Consider the following 17,098-nt stretch of genomic DNA (forward strand, 5'->3'; position numbering starts at 1 on the left):
CTAATCTGTTGTTGTGGTAGTTATTTTTTAAGTATGAGTAATATTTTGCCATCAGAAGGAATAGAGGCACCCGGCATAACCGATTGGCTCTTTACCCTGCCTCGTCCGGCAAATGACACCTTCATTTTACGGTTTTCGAGTACATAGAGCGCGTCGCGTAGGGTCATTCCTATGACGTTGGGCACCCCTTTACTTGACAAACGGTGTCGTTTCCATTGTACAGCCAGTTTACGACGAAAAGGTCTTACCCAGTCCATCGTACCACTGCTGTCTACAGTAACTACATTCAATTCTTTGGCTATCACGTTCAAATCTTTTTTATGACCAATGTGTTTTCTGGGAAAATTAGACACATCTGCCATTGTAAAACTGCCCGAAGAACTCATCTGACGCATTTCTACATCTCTGGCGTGCAATTGGTCGGCTATTTTGCGGAATACAGGAGCGGCTATGCCACCACCTGAGCGTTTGCCTCTGCGAGGGTTATCTATCACTACAATGCAGCTATACTTGGGGTTGTCGGCCGGAAAGTAGCCCACAAAAGAGGTCTTATACTGTTTGACATATCTTTTGCGTCCTCCCCGGTTTACTACTTTTTGCGAAGTACCGGTTTTACCCGCAATTTGGTAAGCCCTGGTATTGATAGAGCGGGCAGTACCTCGTTGAACTACCCCTCTTAGTATGGTTTGAGCTTTGCGCAAAGCCTCTGGTGAGCACATTTGTTCATTGAGAATGATAGGGACATATTGTCTGATGCGACGGTCAGCCTTACGAATTTCTTTGACAATTTGTGGTTTCATCAATTTGCCATTGTTCGCTATGCCATTATACAGGGTAAGTATTTGCAAAGGCGATACCTTGCACTCATACCCTATAGACAACCATGGGATAGTCACCCCGCTCCAGGTAGGGTCGGTAGGGCGTTTGATGATAGGTTGTGCCTCACCTACAATCTGAAAATTGAGTGGCTTGGCTAACCATAGTTTTTCAAAATAATCAATCAATAAATTTCTTTGGGGGTCGGTCTGGTTAAAGTACTTGTTCATCAATTTAGACACCCCAATGTTTGACGAGTACTCAAATGCTTGTTGCACAGTTAAACGTCCCCCAGGTCCGTCATCGGTCATTACTGCGTCGGCATAGCGAAACCTACGGTTGCCCGTTTCTACGGTATCGTTTAGTTTTACATCGGTATGCTGAAACAAAGCAAGCGCCGAAGCAAGTTTAAAAGTAGAGCCAGGGTCTATACTGCCATAATCGCCAATGGCATAGTTGTAACGTTCCGAAAAAGTGCTGTCTTCTTTGGTTCGGCTTAAGTTGGCCATGGCTTTTACATACCCGGTTTTTACATCCATGATTACCACACAGCCAAAGTCTGCATCTGTTGTGACTACCCTGTTCTCTAAGGCTTTAGAGGCCATTTCTTGCATATTTACATCAATAGAAGAGTAAATATCGTAGCCATCTATTGGGCGAATTCGAGAGTTAGTCTGAATAGGTTTCCAATCGCCCCCGGCAATTTTTTGATACAAAGCCTCTCCATTGATTCCAGCAAGTGTATCATCAAAGCTTTTTTCCAACCCCACAATTCCATTTCCCTTTTCGTCAATCCGTCCAATCAAACGTTCGGCCAGGTCGCCAAATGGGTAAGTACGTTTAGATATTTTTTCAAACAAAACTCCTCCTCTGCGTTGTCCCTGATTAAAAATAGGCCACTTGGCAAGGCGTTGTTGTTCGTAGTAATTAATTGGACGATTGGTCAATACCAAATAGCGTCGTTTGGCAAGTCTGGCATCGTTTATTTTTCGGTAATATTCTTCTGGGGTTTTATCTTTGAAATGCTTCGAGAGTGAATCACACAAAACCGCAATGCCATTTTTGTAGACAGAGTCAGAGGCTATCATAGGGTCAAACGACAGCTTAAAACTAGGGACAGAGGTAGCAAGCAAGGCATCATTTTCGGCGTATATGTCTCCTCTGATGGCCTTGGTTACTTTGTAGTCCAGGGCATTTTCTTTAGCAATTTTTTGCCATTTATCTTCTTCTACAAACTGAATGTACACCACCTTGGCAATGATAGCAGTAGATACAACAATAACCGCCAAAAACGACAGTTGTACCCGTATCAATATGTCACGTTTTATACTCACTTTTTTGCTTTTTTACTTTTCGGTGTTTTCTTCTTGATTTTTCTTAAGCTTTATTTTATACAAGTTTTTATTGCTCTCTTTTAGCCTAAGTTGCTTTTCTTCCACTGCTTTTATAATTTCTGATTGCTTGCTCGAGTACATAAACTCTACCTTGCGCGAAGTATAGTTAGAGCGTAGGTTTTCTACCTGAGACTCCAGTTTGTTGGTTTGGCGGATCATGCTTTCGGCGTAGTGAGAGTTGCCAATGTAAAATATACCCAATACTGCCAAAAATATCAGGTGAGGAATATAGTTGGTAGGAATACCATTTTCTACCAAACTGTCGATTCGGTTGATGGTATTGAGCAAACTAATGTTACTTCGTTTGCGTCCTTTTTTTTCTTTTATAGGTTTTTTGGGCGTATTTTCTGCCATTGTTTTGTCAGGTTAATAGTCATTGACAAACTACAGGTATTGGCCAATTTTAAAAGCCTCAAAGCCTTATAATGCCTGTTTTAACTAAGTCTATCCTACAAGTTTAACCAAAAAATAGAAATAAAAAAAGTAAATACAAGGGCTTGTGCCAAAACCCATACAATGGCATCCAAAACCACTGTCAATCAGCAAATATTAGGGTTTTCCGGATCTTTTGCCAGTTCCCAAAAGGTATCAGCCTTGTCTTCCTCTTCACGGTCGTTGCAGGGAAAATCTTTTTCTATCAGCACGTGTAAACGTTGCGCTGTTTTGGGCAGCTCCTGGTATGCTTCAATGCCTACTTGTGAAGTATTGATCCAGGTGTTGGCAATGTTTGCTGGCAAGTATACAGTAATGTCGTTTTGCTGAAAAGTAGCATTTACCTGAGCATTATCTGCCACTATTTGTAAAGAAAATGTAAGCGTTGTTTGAGGAGAAAATTGCACGGATTCGCTGACTGTTTTTTGTTGCTGTAGTGTGTCTAAATCCGATTTTCTCACCCTTATTCGTAAGCTGTTATGTGCACAACGTAATTTCATTATTTTATTGGTTTTTAATGGTCGATAGCTTCTACAGTTGCAAGCTTCAAGCTGATTAAAGCACCGATATGCGTTGGAATCTAAGGACTTGCGACTTGTCGCTAGAACCTTGCCCCTGTTCTTGTATCTAACTGTAAAGATTGTAAATAAATACTTTATGAACTTTGTGGTTACCAGTAGAACAGGGTATAACTAGTCTAGTACCTAGAGCCTAGCCGCTAGTACCTTATGAAGGCTTCTAACTACGCTTTTTATAAGTTACTAAAAATCAACGTGATAGAAAAAGTGTAGTTACCTGTCGAACAGGGTGTACCTAAAACCTTGCACCTAGTCCCTAGAACCTTGTCGGGCTTTTAACTATTCCAAATTTCCCAGGCTTTTTCGGCCTGAAGGTGCAACATTTCCAATCCATTGATTGCCTTGGCACCTTGTGCCATCCCCTTTTTCATAAACAAGGTTTGTTCAGGATTATATACCAGGTCAAACAGCAAGTGCTGAGTGCCCAATGCCTCATAAGGTAGTGCCGGGCAAGCGTCTGTATGAGGATGCATCCCCAATGGTGTTGTATTGACTATAATCTGGCGACTTTTAATTAAGCTGGGGCTTATCTCCTGATAACTTATTTGCTGGGGTTGGTCGGGTGATGGTTTACGCGATACCACTTGGTAATTCAGGTTTAAATCATCAAAAGCTGCCATGACAGCTTTTGATGCCCCACCCGAACCCAAAACCAATGCTTGAGTAGTGGGCGTAAGGGGAACCCTTGTATTGAGCAAAGATTGTTTAAAGCCAAAGTAGTCAGAGTTGTATCCGGTTTTTTTTCCGTCAGCATCAATTTTAATCACATTTACAGCACCTACTTGTTTGGCCGAAGCATCTAAGTGGTCTAGCAAAGGGATGACAGCCTGTTTGTGAGGAATGGTCACGTTTAACCCTACCAAATGAGCCGTCTGACCAATCAATTGAGGTAAATCATCTACTGAAGGCAACGGATATAACTCGTAATTTGCCTGAGCAATTTGTTCCCGTTCAAACTTTTCGCTAAAATACTTTTTAGAAAAGGAGTGGGAGAGGGGGAAACCGATCAAACCAAATTGGCGCATATTTTTTATTTTACTCGTTTGTTATTGTTCTTTTAATTCACCTGCTTAGGAGCCAAGCGCTCTATAATATATACCAATGCAAAGCCTACTACTGCAAATATGATGGCATACATTAGGTAAGGGTTACCCTCAAATTGTGACGGTAAAATGCTTTTTTCAAGCAATGGTTTTACTTTGCCGTGGCTATCTGTGTAGGTTTCTAGCACCTTCTTCCAAGGCCAAACCTTGTTGAGCGAGCCAATCATAATGCCAATCAAAAATATAATGGTAAGGTTGTAATACCTTTTCAACATCCAGCCCAATAAGTGAGAAAACGATAAAATACCCACAACACATCCACTCATAAAAACAGCTATAATGCTGATTTTAAACTCTTTGAGTGCCGCCAGAATAAAAGTATACTTACCCAGTAATACTAATATGAAGCTGCCCGATATGCCTGGTAAAATCATCGCACAGATGGCAACCATGCCGGCAACAAACACAAACCACATTGCCTCACTGGTTTGTGCGCCTGATGTAATAGTAATAAAGTAGGCAAGTACAACACCTACAATACCTGCGACGATGCCACCTATTGACCATTGAGTGACTTGTTTGCCTACCAAGAGGGCAGAGGCAATGATTAGCCCAAAAAAGAAAGACCAGAGTTGGATAGGGAAGTGCTCTAACAGGTAGGTGAGCAACTTAGCCAATGACAATACAGCTATCATAATTCCCCCAAATACCGCAGCAAGAAAATTACCGTTGATTTTTTGCCAAAAATCACCAATTTTAAACTTAAGTAATAAGCCAAGTGCTTGACCATCTACCGAGCGAATAGAGTCTAGTAACTCTTGATAAATACCTGTAATAAAAGCTATAGTTCCTCCCGAAACACCAGGCACTACATCTGCCGAGCCCATTCCTACACCTTTCAAAAGTAATAGCAGGTAATCTTTGAGTGTTCTTTGCATGATTGCTTAAAATGAGTGCATACCTAGCCCAAATACCATGGGTGTTTTGATAGGTATGTATAATAAAGGTTTGTTAAATAAACAGAAGGGTAAAAGGCTGTCTCATAAGTCAAAGGTTGCCAAATTTTATGCCTGCCAGGTTTTAAAACCTGGCAGGTATGGCTAGTATTTAGAAGAATATTCTCCTAAAACCTATTATAAGACAGGCCCTTAATTTTTTTATACATTCAAAAAATGATTGAATGTATCGCCGCGTAAACCTAAACGGAGAGTTTCTAAGGGGATAATATCGTTAGAAGCGATGTTACCCAGGTTTACATTGCTGCCAATTAACTTGATAAACCAAGCTTGTTGGGCTTTTTGGGGTGCTTCCCAGATAATTTTTTCATAGGGGATTTTGGTCAGTATCTCCTGAACCAGTCCTGAGCGAACCTCGCCAGAAGAGCGAAACAAACCTACGCTACCACTTTCGCGGGCTTCACCTATCACTTTCCACGCGCCAGCATCCAGTTCTGCCTGCATTAATTCAATCCATTGATAAGGAGGAATAATTTTCTCGACATCTTTTGAGCCAACTTCCGAGAGCACTGTCACTTGCTGGGCAAGTGTGCTTACATATTTACATTTTTCTTCGTGTGGCAACTCTATCGATCCGTCAGACACTTCTGCCAACGAAAGGTTATACTTGTCCAATACCCTGCGGTAGTCATCAAACTGACCCCTTGCAAGGAATGCTTCAAACAATGTTCCCCCAAAGTACACCGGAATATCGGCGCTTTGATAGACTTCTATTTTTTCTTTGAGATTGGGAGTTACATAAGAAGTTGCCCACCCCATTTTAACCATATCGATATGAACGCCAGCAGTCTCGATCATATCTTCTACCTGTCTGATGCTCAGACCTTTATCCATAATCATGGATAACCCAATTTCGCGAGGTTTTACAGTACGTTCGGGCAGATTATTTAACGTATAATTCATGAACTAAGATATCAATTAAAGAGTCTTGTATTGATCAATAATTTGATACAAAGCTTTTTGCGTCTCTAAGTCAGAGAAAAAGTCAAAAAGCATTGTATGTTTATCAAAGTCCAAAATTAAAGCATTTTCTAATAAATTAAAGGCTTGCTTGTATTTTCCTGTACTTATAAGGTAAGCTACTGCCCGATAATGTATTTCAGCGTTTTCGGGGCACTCATCCAAGGCATCCAGCACCACTTCGGTGGCTTTGTCTATATAACCGTGATCATACATAGTGGTTGCCCACTTAAGCCATACTATGGGATTGTCAGGGGCAAGGTTACTAGCTTCTTCGTAAGCATCCAAACTGCTGAGGATATTGCCCATGGCAAATTCAGCGTCAGCAATGGCCAACCAGTAGTTTTCGTTGATACCATTGATTTGAGTAGCCTTTCGAAAATAATGGAGTGACTCATAATATTTATTGAGCGAAAACAGGCATAAACCAGCTCTAAACCAGGCATCGTCCCATAGTTTATCTACCTCCATTGCTTCTTTATAGTGTGTAATGGCAGCGTAATACTCTTTTTTGAGCTCAAAAGTATAAGCAAGCTTACAGTATAAGTCTGCTGAGAATGTTTCATGGAGCAAAGCGGTTTCAAAAGCTTTTTGTGCCTCGTCGTACCGCGAAAGCGTGATATAAATATTGCCTATTTCGATATACCCTGGGGCAAAATCGTCCTTAATCAAAGTAGAATACTCATAAGCATTCAGGGCATCTGTCATATTACCCAATTTGGCATAAGTCATACCGAGGTGGTACCAAGCCAAAAACGAATAAGGGTTTTCATCTATAAATTTTTTATAATATTCCAGGCCATCTTCCAGGTTTCCGGTAATATCTAAACAATAGGCAAGCTCAAGTACTGCTGCCTCATTGTTTAAGTTGTGTTTCAAGGCTTTTTTATAAAATGCAATTGCCTTGTCATAAAATCCCATACTTTGGTAAGTATAACCGATGTTGTACAGTAACTCGTCTTTTTCGCTGGCAAACTTTAGCAAAAAGCCGTACACATCTATTGCTTCCTGATAATTGCCTAACTGCACATAAATATTTGCTTTCAAAAACAAAGTATCATAGTCGGTAGGTTGGAAGGTGCTTATTTTTTCTACTAATTCCAGCGCTTGGTTGTATTTGTCAAGGTGGGTAAGTAGGTGGGCTTTTTCAAGTAATAACTCCATCGAGAAGGGGTACTGATGGCTGGCTATATTACAAACTTGTAGCGCTTGCTTTATTTTGTTTTCCTGGCGATAATAGGTAATGACCATTTCATACACCTGAACATCAAAAAAATGTTGCTCATCATTTTCGAGCATCTGTTCAAACCTCTCGACCACTTCTAAAACATTGTCGTCATTTTTGAAATCATCTACCATATTGCTAATAAATATTTGCTCATAGAATTGTTGATAACTTATTCAAAGATAGCTAAAAGAAATAGAATTTACTTACTGTGTGTAATAATATTTAGATTTAAAGAACATTCTGTAAATGCAAATTTGCAAATATGATAATTAAAACTATTGCTTTAAAATATATGAATATTGTTAGAAACAAATGGCAATTATGCTATGGTATCCAAAGTCTGCCAGTTTTGATAATTGAAAGTATCAAAACTTTTATTATCAGTGCTTTATGTAGAGTAGAGCTTTCTTGTAAAAAAAGAGAATGATTGGATACCTTGAACGTCAAGCCCCACTACAACACCCTTTTGTCATTCTGAATAAAATGAAGAATTTGGTGGTATTTTACTGCCTGGATACACTTACTTGCTCCAGGTACCACAGCTACAAATTCCTCCAGTTGTCATCAGCATAGGGCTTTCTCATAAAAAATGAGAAACCTCGCTGTAGCCTGCAAAGTTCGAGGTTTTGATCGGGCGTGGAGACACCGCCCCTTGAGGTCAAGCTCGGAATGTACTTGGGTATATTCTCTTAAAGAGCCACCTCATACACACGCGAGGACGCGTGCGCCAGCCGTTGCTTATATCACACAAAAATGTTTGTAATATCTCTTTGGAATGCTGCAAATGGGGTAATCATTGGCTATAAAACGCTGTTTTTTTGATAAGAAAATTACCCCTATCCAATCAAACACTTAGAGCTTGTTTAAATTTTCGGTTATAGGAGGTTTTACGATGAGTTTTTGGATTAGATGCGCCAGATTTTGAAGAACCGATGGCTAGAGCTATGCTCTGCCGAGCTCAGCGAAGCTAAATAGCAACGCTATTGCTGAAAAATCTGGCAAAAAAAATCGCGTAAAATACCTAATCATTGAATTTTAAACAAGCTCTTAAATGATTGTGTTGGGCTAATTCTGCACACGCCCAGTTGATACTTTCCTGAAGAGGCTTGAACTGAAAGTTGAGGGTGTCAATGATTTTATCATTTTTATAATAAAAGTGTTTTTGTGACATATACGCAGTTTCTTTACTAATGAAAGGAGGTTTACGGGTAAAAAAGGATTGTAATAATGCTCCACGCCAGGCAAGTGCGGCAATAAGTGGGGTTACTTTTATATAAGGTGCACGCTTATTGAAAGTTTTTGCAATCTTCTCAAACAATTCTTTGAACGAAATATTTCCAGCGTTTACTATGTAGCGTTCTCCAGTATACTCTCCAATAAACAATTGATATACTATTTCGGCTACATCCCTTACATCTACATAGTTGAGGCTGCCAGCTGCATAAAACTTCTTCTCGTCCCAAACATACTTAAACAACTGAGTACTGCTGCGTTCCCAGGGGCTGGGACCCAATATCAACGAAGGGTTTACCACAATACTATTTAAGCCCTCTACATGCCCCCGCCACACTTCCATTTCTGCCAAATATTTGGTTTGGGCATAGTGTGTATTAAATTTTGAAGGTTCCCATTGGGCTTTTTCGTCTATTACCTCAGCATTTTTTCTTCGTCCCAATGCCGCTACTGAGCTTATAAAAACTAACTTTTCTATGCCTAATTCCAGGCTGATATTTACAACATTGGCGGTACCCTCTATATTCACCTTATACATCAAATCCTTGGTCTTAGGGGTAAAAGACACAAGCGCAGCACTATGAATTACCTGTTTTGCCCCCTGCATTACATCATACAGTCGCGATACATCCAGCACATCACCCTCTACCCATTCTATTTGGTCTTTGATATCTGTCAGGTAATGCAAATTGCTATCTTTACGGCGTAAAGCCCTCACAGAGTGTCCGGCAGCCAATAACCGCCGGGCAATAAAACTCCCTACTAAACCGCTGCATCCGGTAATAAAAATCATAGATTAACTTATAATGGTTTGAATGCCGGAAAGTTAATTAGAGTTGGTTATTAATTAAAGTAAGGTGCTGTAATTTTTGGTAATATTTCTTTTTCTGTATTCTTCTTAGACTCTCCAGGTGGCGTTTGCCGTGGCAGTCAGAACCCGCCAAGTTAACCATTTTGTTGTCTATCAGTTTTTCGGCTAGTTTTTGGGCAGGTTTGCCATAATAGCCTTCCAATGAGTTGAGGTTAATTTGTAGAAGAACTCCTTGTTTGTGTATTTTTTTTACAAGATCAAAGTCATTGTGTAGGTAAGTGTAGCGCTCGGGATGTGCCATTACTGGTTTGTACCCTTGAGCTTGCAGTTTGAACAAGACATCAAAAAATTGATTAGGCTTATTCATAAAAGAGGTCTCAAACAATAAATATTGTTCGCCAAAGGTAAGCAAAGGTACCTTTCGGTTTACCTGATGTATAAACCAGTCATCCATATAATATTCTGCCGCAGCGTCTATTTCAATGTCAACTTGGTGTTCCTTGGCTTTGCTTCGTAGTCTTCTGAGCTTTGAATGAATTATTTCAGGAGTATTCCTGTAAAAATCGCTCATAATATGAGGAGTAGTGATAACTTTTTGATAGCCCAAGGCTACAAATTCTTTCAATAACTCAATTGATTCTTCATAAGTTTTCGAACCATCATCTATAGCAGGCAAGAGGTGTGAATGGATGTCTGTATGTATAAAAGGTTCAGACTTTTTTGAGCGGATGGTTGAATTATGTTTCCATAAATTCAGCATAAATTTTATTATTATTTCTTTCGCTTAAATATTGATAATAACCGAAGAAGGAAGCTTTGTTTGTTAGATTTATCTTCATAATAGCCACCGCCATAGTATCTACCATAGCCATAACCATATTTGTATCCTCCGTATCCAGTCAGGTGTTTTACTGAGTTCAGAACGATTGATAAGTTGTGGAAATTGTTAGACTGCACTAATTTGTCTATTCCTTTGCCAAATACTTTGCGTGAATAGTGAGCTTTGACTACGTATAATGGTACATCGACTCTTTTCATAATCAATACTCCATCTGTTACCAAGCCTACCGGAGGAGTATCAATAATGATAATATCATAAATTTCTTTCAATTTTGCCAGTAAATCGTCAAAATCATTTCTTAAAATTAGTTCTGAAGGATTGGGTGGAGTAGGACCAGCCGAGATAAAATCAAGTGTATCGATGGGTGTTTTTTGAATACAATCTTCAATAGCGTTTTGCTTGATCAGGATATTGCTTACCCCTTTCTCGTTTTCTACATCAAAGGCTATATGTAACTTGGGTTTGCGCATGTCGCAGTCTATCAAAATGACCTTTTTGTCAGACATGGCAATAATGCCTCCCAGGTTAGTGGCTACAAATGTTTTTCCTTCTCCACTGATGGTAGAAGTAATAGAGATGATTTTAGCATCTTTGATATCATATAAGTTTTGTCCTTCAGGCAAAATAAACGCCAGGTTTGTTCTTATTGAGCGTAGTGCCTCATTGAGCGATGACTTAGGGTTGAGGTGTACCAATAGCTTGGTATACTTAAGTTTACGGTGTTTGTACCGGGGTATGGTACCTAGGATAGGGGCTTTGGTTACACGCTCGAGTTCTCTTAAATTTGTTACTTTGTTGTGTAATAAATAACGAATCACTACTAAAGCCAGGCTCAAAAACAGACCAAATCCACCCGTTATACCATATATTAGCAGGTGTTTTGGAGAGATAGGTATTTTAGGTAAATTGGCGTTAGATAAAATAACAAACTCAGGAACAATACCAGCTTCTGAAATGCCAATTTCTGCCTTTCTGTTGAGCATTTGCAAATAATACCCTTCATAAATCTTATATAGCCGCTCCACTCTTTTGTATTCAGCTTCCTGGGCTGGCAATCCTCCAAAATCAGCCTCAAGCTCATTTATTTTTGACTGAATAGCCACTATTTTTTTGTATATATTTTTACGTACTCTGGTCAGCAGTTTTTGTACTTGGGTACGTTGTAGTTCAAGCTTTTGATTAATATCTTTGACAACAATGGATGAACCAGTAGCTTTGAGTGCCAGTATTTTTTTGTTTTCCTGTAACTGATTGAGTTTACTTATTAGTGGTTGTAGTTGGTCTAAACCTTGAATAGGAGTAGTTAAAGTGGGTAAAAACTCAGATAAGTCTCCTTGTTTGTTTACCAGATCATCTAGTTCTTTGATGGCAGCCAATTGCTCATTAAAAATGATTTTTTCTTTGATCAGCTTCTCAATTTCTTTGACAGATTCTTCTAATTTTTTGTTTACATCATTGGTTTTAAATTTAAGCATGAAACTTTGTATTTTAGCTTCATACGTTCTCATGCTGTCTTCTATTTCTCCCAGGCGTCGGTTAAGATACGCTTTTTGCTGAGTATTGGCTCTTTTTTTATTTTCAAGTGTTTTATGCAAATAAATGGTGTCTATTACATGTACAATATCCCGTGCTTTTTGAGGGTGATGATCTCGAAAATTTATTCCTATAATCCGAGCGCTTTTATTAAGAATCCCTACTTGCAAATTGTTATTTAAGTAACTGATAAGAGCCTGCCGACTGTTAATTTTAAAATAAAAAGGGATTTGCTGGAAGCCAAGCTTGTAAAAAGGGGTTTTGACTACCTTAAATGAGTAGTAAGGAGTAACTATTGACTGATTAAATCGGTATGTTTTTTTGACTGTTTGGGTTCCCAGTACATAAGAAAGCCGAAAACGTTGATTGTCTATAATGTCAATGTTGATGTTTTTATCTAAAAAAGCGTCAGATTTTACCTTGTGGTCTATTACTTTGAATGGAGGATTTTTGTAATATTCGGCATCAAGAATATTGCCTTGTTGGTAATAACTTATCCATAAATCCATGGCATTGATTACATCATTGAAAATGATCTGAGATCGGATAAACTCTATTTCTCCTACAAGATTCCCTCCCGAATAACTTCCTCCTGGGATCAATCCTTTGATTCCCAACATGCTTACTCCTTCATCCTTAATAGCCAGCTTTAGGGTAGAGCTAGACTTATATACTGGCTTGGTATAACGCAACCATAAATGGCCTATACTTACAGTAAATAGGGGTAATAAAAGCATCCAAATAATGCTTTTACGAAATATTTCCCACACTTTTTCTAAATCCAATGCGTTGAGGAAATCATCGTCTTCCGAAGGAGTATTGGCGTTTGGTATGTTACTTTGATCTATCAAAATAGAGCTTATATAATGTTATAAACCAATTATCTGCTTAATGAAATAGCCAACAAAATAGTGGTTATCAGGCTTGTAAAAACAGTTAATACAGAGCTTACGTCGCGAAAGGACTCTAAAAATGGGCGGCGAATGGGCTCAATATATATAATATCATTAGGCTCAAGTGTAAGGTTGTGATAAGTTAATCCATCTATTGTTGATAAATCAATAAGAAAAACCTTAGGATTCTGAAGGTCTCCTCTAATCAGACGGATGTTATGGGTTTTTAAATCGCGACTCATGCCTCCTGTAGCAGCAACTACTTCTACCAGGTTTACTTTTTCGTTGCGTAAAGGGTATAATACTCCTTGATTACCCTTTAGTACAATCACTCTTTTATTGGTATAGTTGGTCAAGACAAAGGGTTTTGCATAAAACTTACTATATTTTGTTTGTAGTAAGCTGTCTGCTTGGTTTAGGGTAAAACCTTCAAGACGTACATTACCCACCATAGGCAGTTTGGCAAAACCATCTTGTTTGACAAGAAAGCTAATATCTTTGAATTGGTTCTGAAGTTGATTGTTTGGATTATTATTGTTGTTGTTAGTGATATTTAGCTGTTGTATAGAAGGGGGTAAAATAATGATTTCTCCATCATTAGTGTAAACACTTACACTAATGAAATCATTTTTTTGTATGGTATAGTTTTTTTCAACTTGCTTTGTAAGCCTAGTTAAATGTTCTGATAAATTTTTTGACTCTGTTCTAAACAGTTTAGGGTTGTAAGAACGACAAGCCCCAAAAAAAGCTAGAATCCCAATTAGGTAAAGATTTTTCATAAACAATCACTCTTAGCATAAACGCGAAATTAGCTCATTCATGAAACAATACCAACTTATTAAACAAGGCTTTACCTAAAATGTAAGAAGGTCAGTTTAAAACAATTTTTTTGTTATTTCCAAAATGCCTGATGGTGTCCATATACTTTTGTACCACCAGTTTTTCGTCAAATTCTCTTTCTGCTTTTTTTCGGCTTTCCTCTCCCATCAACATCAACTCTTCGTTGTTTAATAGGGTCATTTTTTTCATTTTTTCCGCAAAATCTTTAGCATCTTGAAGCCTGCATAAAAAACCATTGACTCCATCATCAATAGTTTGCTTACAACCTGGCACATTGGTGGCAATCAGGGGTTTAGACATGCTTGCTGCCTCAAGTAAAACCCTGGGGGTGCCTTCACGATAGGAGGGAAGCACTACACAATCGGCCTTGGCTATCATCTCTTGTACGTTATCAGACACTCCAAGGTACTCCACTAAACCTTCGGCTATCCACGTATCCAATTGTTTTTTAGGTACTCCCAGATTGGCGTCTTCTTCTATAGCGCCCAGCAATTGAAAACGAGCGTCAATGCCTTGGGATCGCAAAAGCTTGATGGCTTCTATATACTCTAAAATGCCTTTGTCATAAATTAAGCGAGCTATCAGTAAAAAAGTAAACTGATTATTTCGGTTAAAGTCGCCTGCTTTGAACTTGTCTAATGGAATACCCGAACCAGGAACAAGGTCGGTAAGTCGGGGGTTGATGTATTTTTCTGCTATAAATAATGAAAGGTCGTCTTGGTTTTGGAAAAAAACTTTTTTTGGGAAGCGAAAAGAGAATTTGTATAGCATACGGGCTACCTTCGACGAAAGGCGTTGTTTTCTTAAAAATACAGTGCCCAATCCACATACATTGTTTACTACCGGTATATTGAGCATAGAGGCAGCCAAAGTGCCATAAATGTTGGGTTTTATAGTAAACTGGAGTACAACATCAGGCTGGGTTTTTTTATAAGTATTGTAAAGCCGCCTCATGTATTTTAGGTCTTTTAACGGATTTGATCCTTTTTTTTCAAGGGCAACCGGGTGAAATTCGCACCCTATATTTTGTAAGTATTCAGAATATTTATCGGTAGGGGCTATGGCCAACACGGTGTGTCCTTCTTTTAGAAAAGCCTCTATTAACCCTCTCCTGAAGTTGTAGATGTTCCAGGAAGAATTCAGTACAATTGCAATTCGCATGTGTCCTTTTGGGTGATAGTTCGATTAAGAAATGAAAAAACAATGAAATAAGAAAGTGATAAAAATCAGTAATACATACGAAACGTATGAAATAGTGTTATATTTTTTTATGGTGCTTCAAAAATTAATTAAGCTTTTAAAGCACCATGTAATGTTTGGGATAAAAGATATGAAAATTTAATTATTCAGGTTTAATCTTTTAGATTTACCTTGATTACTATGCCATCTACCCTTCGGTTTAGTGCCCTGCCAGTGGCAGTAGTGTTGGTGCCCAATGGTTTAGCATCGGCATACCCTTTAAACACCACCTGGGCAGCTGGAATCCCTTTTTTGTTGATAAGATAGTTCATAACGGCTTGTGACCTTCTCTTTGCCAAAAGGTTGTTGTACCAGCGGTTACCTATATTATCTGTATGACCTGATATTTCTACGACCATTTCGGTATATTCTTTCAGGTAGTTTGCCACACTATCGAGATGTGCTATATACTGAGGTTGAATTTGATAACTATCGAAACCAAACAATACTTGTAAGCCTAGTTTATCTCCTGGCTTTATTTTAGTAAGCGGAATATCTTCTTTTACTGGTGTGGTAATATTAGTAGGAATATTTACTTCTTTTTTGTATTGGTAAAACCCTTTCTTGCGGACAAGTACCATGTAATTTTTACCCGTTTTTACCATAGTAGCTTTATAAACTCCATTGTTAGGGTTAGAACTTACTTCTTCTGATACATTTGTGTTGTTTTCTTCGGCAATTTGGGTGGTGCTTTTTTCATAAAGCCTGACCACAGCCTTGATCTTATCCTGATTATCTTTATTGCTTATTACCCCCGTTAGCAGCACTTTGGGTTGTGTTTGCAATATGCTATCTTTTTTCTTCTTTTCGGGTTTAAGTGCAAGTATATTGTCACCTGTAGGATGGTAAATTTCATAAATGTCTTTTTCTCCTTCTGTGTCTCCTTTTACCGAGGCATAATACCCCCTCATTCCATCAGCTGATATTACAAAGTAAATATCGTCATCGCTGGTATTTATTGGGTACCCCATGTTATATGCTTCGCCCCATTTACCTTCTTTGTTTTTGTTGGTAAAAAAAATGTCATACCCTCCCATAGACGAGTGTCCCTCAGAGCTAAAATACAAGAGTTTACCGTCTGGCATAATATAAGGAGAGTCTTCGTTATAAATCGTATTTACTTGTTTACCAAGGTTTACTGCGTCACCCCATCTGCCTTTTTTATCTTTTATACTCATGTAAATATCCAACCCTCCAAAACCTCCTGGGCGATCGCTGGCAAAGTACACAGTATCTTTGCTGCGAGTCATTGTGATAGAAGTTTCACGGTATTTAGAGTTAATGTTTTTACCCATCGACCTTGGTTTCTTCCAGGTACTGTCCGATGTATCCAGCTCTGACTCATAAATGTCACCTGCCCTACGGTCTTTGTATAGAAACAGCGTATTACCATCCTGCGATAACGAAATACTGGCATCGTGGTATTTGGTATTTATTTTATTGCCAATATTTTTTGGTGGGCTCCATTCTTTACCATTTTTATAAGCAATGTATACATCTTCAAAGAAGTGATCATCAGTAGCGTCTTTTTTCCCTCCTGTAGTGCCTTTACGGCGAGAGGTAAACACCAAAAACTTTTCGTTTTCAGGAAAAATAGGGGCATAATCAGGAAACTCGGAATTAATTTTTTTGCCTACATTGCGAATCTTTACATACATAGGTTGTTCTACATAAGATGCTCCATAAGTACATTCTTTGATCCTTTTATCGCAAGCCTTTGTGCGTGCTTCCAGTTCGTAATTGCTCATAGAGCTTTTGCCATTTTGTATAAGTGTTGCATACTCTTTTTTGGCAAGATTGTAATATTTAATCGCATCAGCAAAACGATTGTTGTAGTGGTATGCCTTGCCTAATACAAACTCTATGTGTGGGTCGTGATCGCTGTTTTTGGCGTACACATTTTCCAGGTAAAAAACAGCAGAGTCTTTTTTGAGCGTACGAAGGTAACATACCCCAAGTTGATACTGAACCTCTATATCACCAGGTTTCTTTTTGAGTATTTGAAGGTAGGCGCGTTTGGCTGCTTCATAAGACTCATATTCATATAAATTCTTTGCGTCTGAAAACTCACGGTCACGTTGACTATAGGCAGAAGTTTGCCATAGTAAGGTAACTAAAATACTGAGTATGAAAATGTTTTTGTATTGACCTTTCATTGTTTAAATGTTTTAGCTATTAGTTGTGGCTAAGCTAATTAAGTAGATATTTAAAGTGGCGGCTGAATGATAGTATAAGGCATTG

General features: G+C 38.6%; 13 protein-coding genes. All 13 read right to left on the reverse strand.

The window, feature by feature from the left end; translation table 11 throughout:
• Nucleotides 1-20 precede the first annotated feature (20 nt).
• The 13 genes from Q0954_RS01900 to Q0954_RS01960 all read right to left on the reverse strand — a co-directional run bounded on the left by Q0954_RS01900 (nucleotide 21) and on the right by Q0954_RS01960 (nucleotide 17,013).
• Entirely contained in the window at nucleotides 21-2,150 is a 2,130-nt protein-coding gene (locus Q0954_RS01900) for a penicillin-binding protein (protein WP_299452905.1), read from the reverse strand.
• Between the two features lie 12 nt (nucleotides 2,151-2,162).
• Nucleotides 2,163-2,564 carry an FtsL-like putative cell division protein gene (locus Q0954_RS01905; RefSeq protein ID WP_299452908.1) on the reverse strand — a complete coding sequence of 134 codons (402 nt, stop codon included), beginning with the start codon at nucleotides 2,562-2,564 and terminating at the stop codon, nucleotides 2,163-2,165.
• Between the two features lie 185 nt (nucleotides 2,565-2,749).
• Entirely contained in the window at nucleotides 2,750-3,142 is a 393-nt protein-coding gene (locus Q0954_RS01910) for a hypothetical protein (RefSeq protein WP_299452911.1), read from the reverse strand.
• A 353-nt stretch (nucleotides 3,143-3,495) separates the two neighbouring features.
• Nucleotides 3,496-4,245 (reverse strand): shikimate dehydrogenase, encoded by a 750-nt coding sequence (locus tag Q0954_RS01915; RefSeq protein WP_299452914.1) that lies wholly within the window; start codon nucleotides 4,243-4,245, stop codon nucleotides 3,496-3,498.
• Nucleotides 4,246-4,277: 32 nt separating this feature from the next.
• Nucleotides 4,278-5,201 carry a DUF368 domain-containing protein gene (locus tag Q0954_RS01920; RefSeq protein ID WP_299452917.1) on the reverse strand — a complete coding sequence of 308 codons (924 nt, stop codon included), beginning with the start codon at nucleotides 5,199-5,201 and terminating at the stop codon, nucleotides 4,278-4,280.
• Between the two features lie 219 nt (nucleotides 5,202-5,420).
• On the reverse strand, nucleotides 5,421-6,182 hold the full coding sequence (locus tag Q0954_RS01925) for a phosphosulfolactate synthase (protein ID WP_299452919.1): 762 nt from the start codon (nucleotides 6,180-6,182) through the stop codon (nucleotides 5,421-5,423).
• A 15-nt stretch (nucleotides 6,183-6,197) separates the two neighbouring features.
• On the reverse strand, nucleotides 6,198-7,598 hold the full coding sequence (locus Q0954_RS01930) for a tetratricopeptide repeat protein (protein ID WP_002696988.1): 1,401 nt from the start codon (nucleotides 7,596-7,598) through the stop codon (nucleotides 6,198-6,200).
• Between the two features lie 890 nt (nucleotides 7,599-8,488).
• The gene (locus tag Q0954_RS01935; protein ID WP_299452931.1) at nucleotides 8,489-9,493 is read right to left on the reverse strand and encodes an NAD-dependent epimerase/dehydratase family protein; all 1,005 of its coding nucleotides are present in this window, start codon (nucleotides 9,491-9,493) and stop codon (nucleotides 8,489-8,491) included.
• A gap of 37 nt (nucleotides 9,494-9,530) precedes the next feature.
• A complete protein-coding gene (locus Q0954_RS01940) occupies nucleotides 9,531-10,271 on the reverse strand; it encodes a CpsB/CapC family capsule biosynthesis tyrosine phosphatase (RefSeq protein WP_299452933.1) in 741 nt (246 codons plus the stop codon).
• 11 nt (nucleotides 10,272-10,282) lie between these two features.
• The gene (locus Q0954_RS01945; RefSeq protein WP_299452936.1) at nucleotides 10,283-12,736 is read right to left on the reverse strand and encodes a polysaccharide biosynthesis tyrosine autokinase; all 2,454 of its coding nucleotides are present in this window, start codon (nucleotides 12,734-12,736) and stop codon (nucleotides 10,283-10,285) included.
• Nucleotides 12,737-12,765: 29 nt separating this feature from the next.
• On the reverse strand, nucleotides 12,766-13,557 hold the full coding sequence (locus Q0954_RS01950; protein ID WP_299452938.1) for a polysaccharide biosynthesis/export family protein: 792 nt from the start codon (nucleotides 13,555-13,557) through the stop codon (nucleotides 12,766-12,768).
• Between the two features lie 91 nt (nucleotides 13,558-13,648).
• A complete protein-coding gene (locus Q0954_RS01955; RefSeq protein WP_299452940.1) occupies nucleotides 13,649-14,779 on the reverse strand; it encodes a glycosyltransferase family 4 protein in 1,131 nt (376 codons plus the stop codon).
• Nucleotides 14,780-14,970: 191 nt separating this feature from the next.
• The gene (locus Q0954_RS01960; RefSeq protein ID WP_299452942.1) at nucleotides 14,971-17,013 is read right to left on the reverse strand and encodes an OmpA family protein; all 2,043 of its coding nucleotides are present in this window, start codon (nucleotides 17,011-17,013) and stop codon (nucleotides 14,971-14,973) included.
• Nucleotides 17,014-17,098 lie beyond the last annotated feature (85 nt).

Source organism: uncultured Microscilla sp. (genome assembly GCF_947493425.1).
Taxonomy (GTDB): Bacteria; Bacteroidota; Bacteroidia; order Cytophagales; family Microscillaceae; genus Microscilla.

Excerpts from the sequence above, each read along its gene's own strand:
- Q0954_RS01905 (WP_299452908.1), bottom strand. The coding sequence starts at position 2,564 with ATGGCAGAAAATACGCCCAAAAAACCTATAAAAGAAAAAAAAGGACGC.
- Q0954_RS01910 (WP_299452911.1), bottom strand. The coding sequence starts at position 3,142 with ATGAAATTACGTTGTGCACATAACAGCTTACGAATAAGGGTGAGAAAA.
- Q0954_RS01915 (WP_299452914.1), bottom strand. The coding sequence starts at position 4,245 with ATGCGCCAATTTGGTTTGATCGGTTTCCCCCTCTCCCACTCCTTTTCT.
- Q0954_RS01920 (WP_299452917.1), bottom strand. The coding sequence starts at position 5,201 with ATGCAAAGAACACTCAAAGATTACCTGCTATTACTTTTGAAAGGTGTA.
- Q0954_RS01925 (WP_299452919.1), bottom strand. The coding sequence starts at position 6,182 with ATGAATTATACGTTAAATAATCTGCCCGAACGTACTGTAAAACCTCGC.
- Q0954_RS01930 (WP_002696988.1), bottom strand. The coding sequence starts at position 7,598 with ATGGTAGATGATTTCAAAAATGACGACAATGTTTTAGAAGTGGTCGAG.
- Q0954_RS01935 (WP_299452931.1), bottom strand. The coding sequence starts at position 9,493 with ATGATTTTTATTACCGGATGCAGCGGTTTAGTAGGGAGTTTTATTGCC.
- Q0954_RS01940 (WP_299452933.1), bottom strand. The coding sequence starts at position 10,271 with ATGCTGAATTTATGGAAACATAATTCAACCATCCGCTCAAAAAAGTCT.
- Q0954_RS01950 (WP_299452938.1), bottom strand. The coding sequence starts at position 13,557 with ATGAAAAATCTTTACCTAATTGGGATTCTAGCTTTTTTTGGGGCTTGT.
- Q0954_RS01955 (WP_299452940.1), bottom strand. The coding sequence starts at position 14,779 with ATGCGAATTGCAATTGTACTGAATTCTTCCTGGAACATCTACAACTTC.
- Q0954_RS01960 (WP_299452942.1), bottom strand. The coding sequence starts at position 17,013 with ATGAAAGGTCAATACAAAAACATTTTCATACTCAGTATTTTAGTTACC.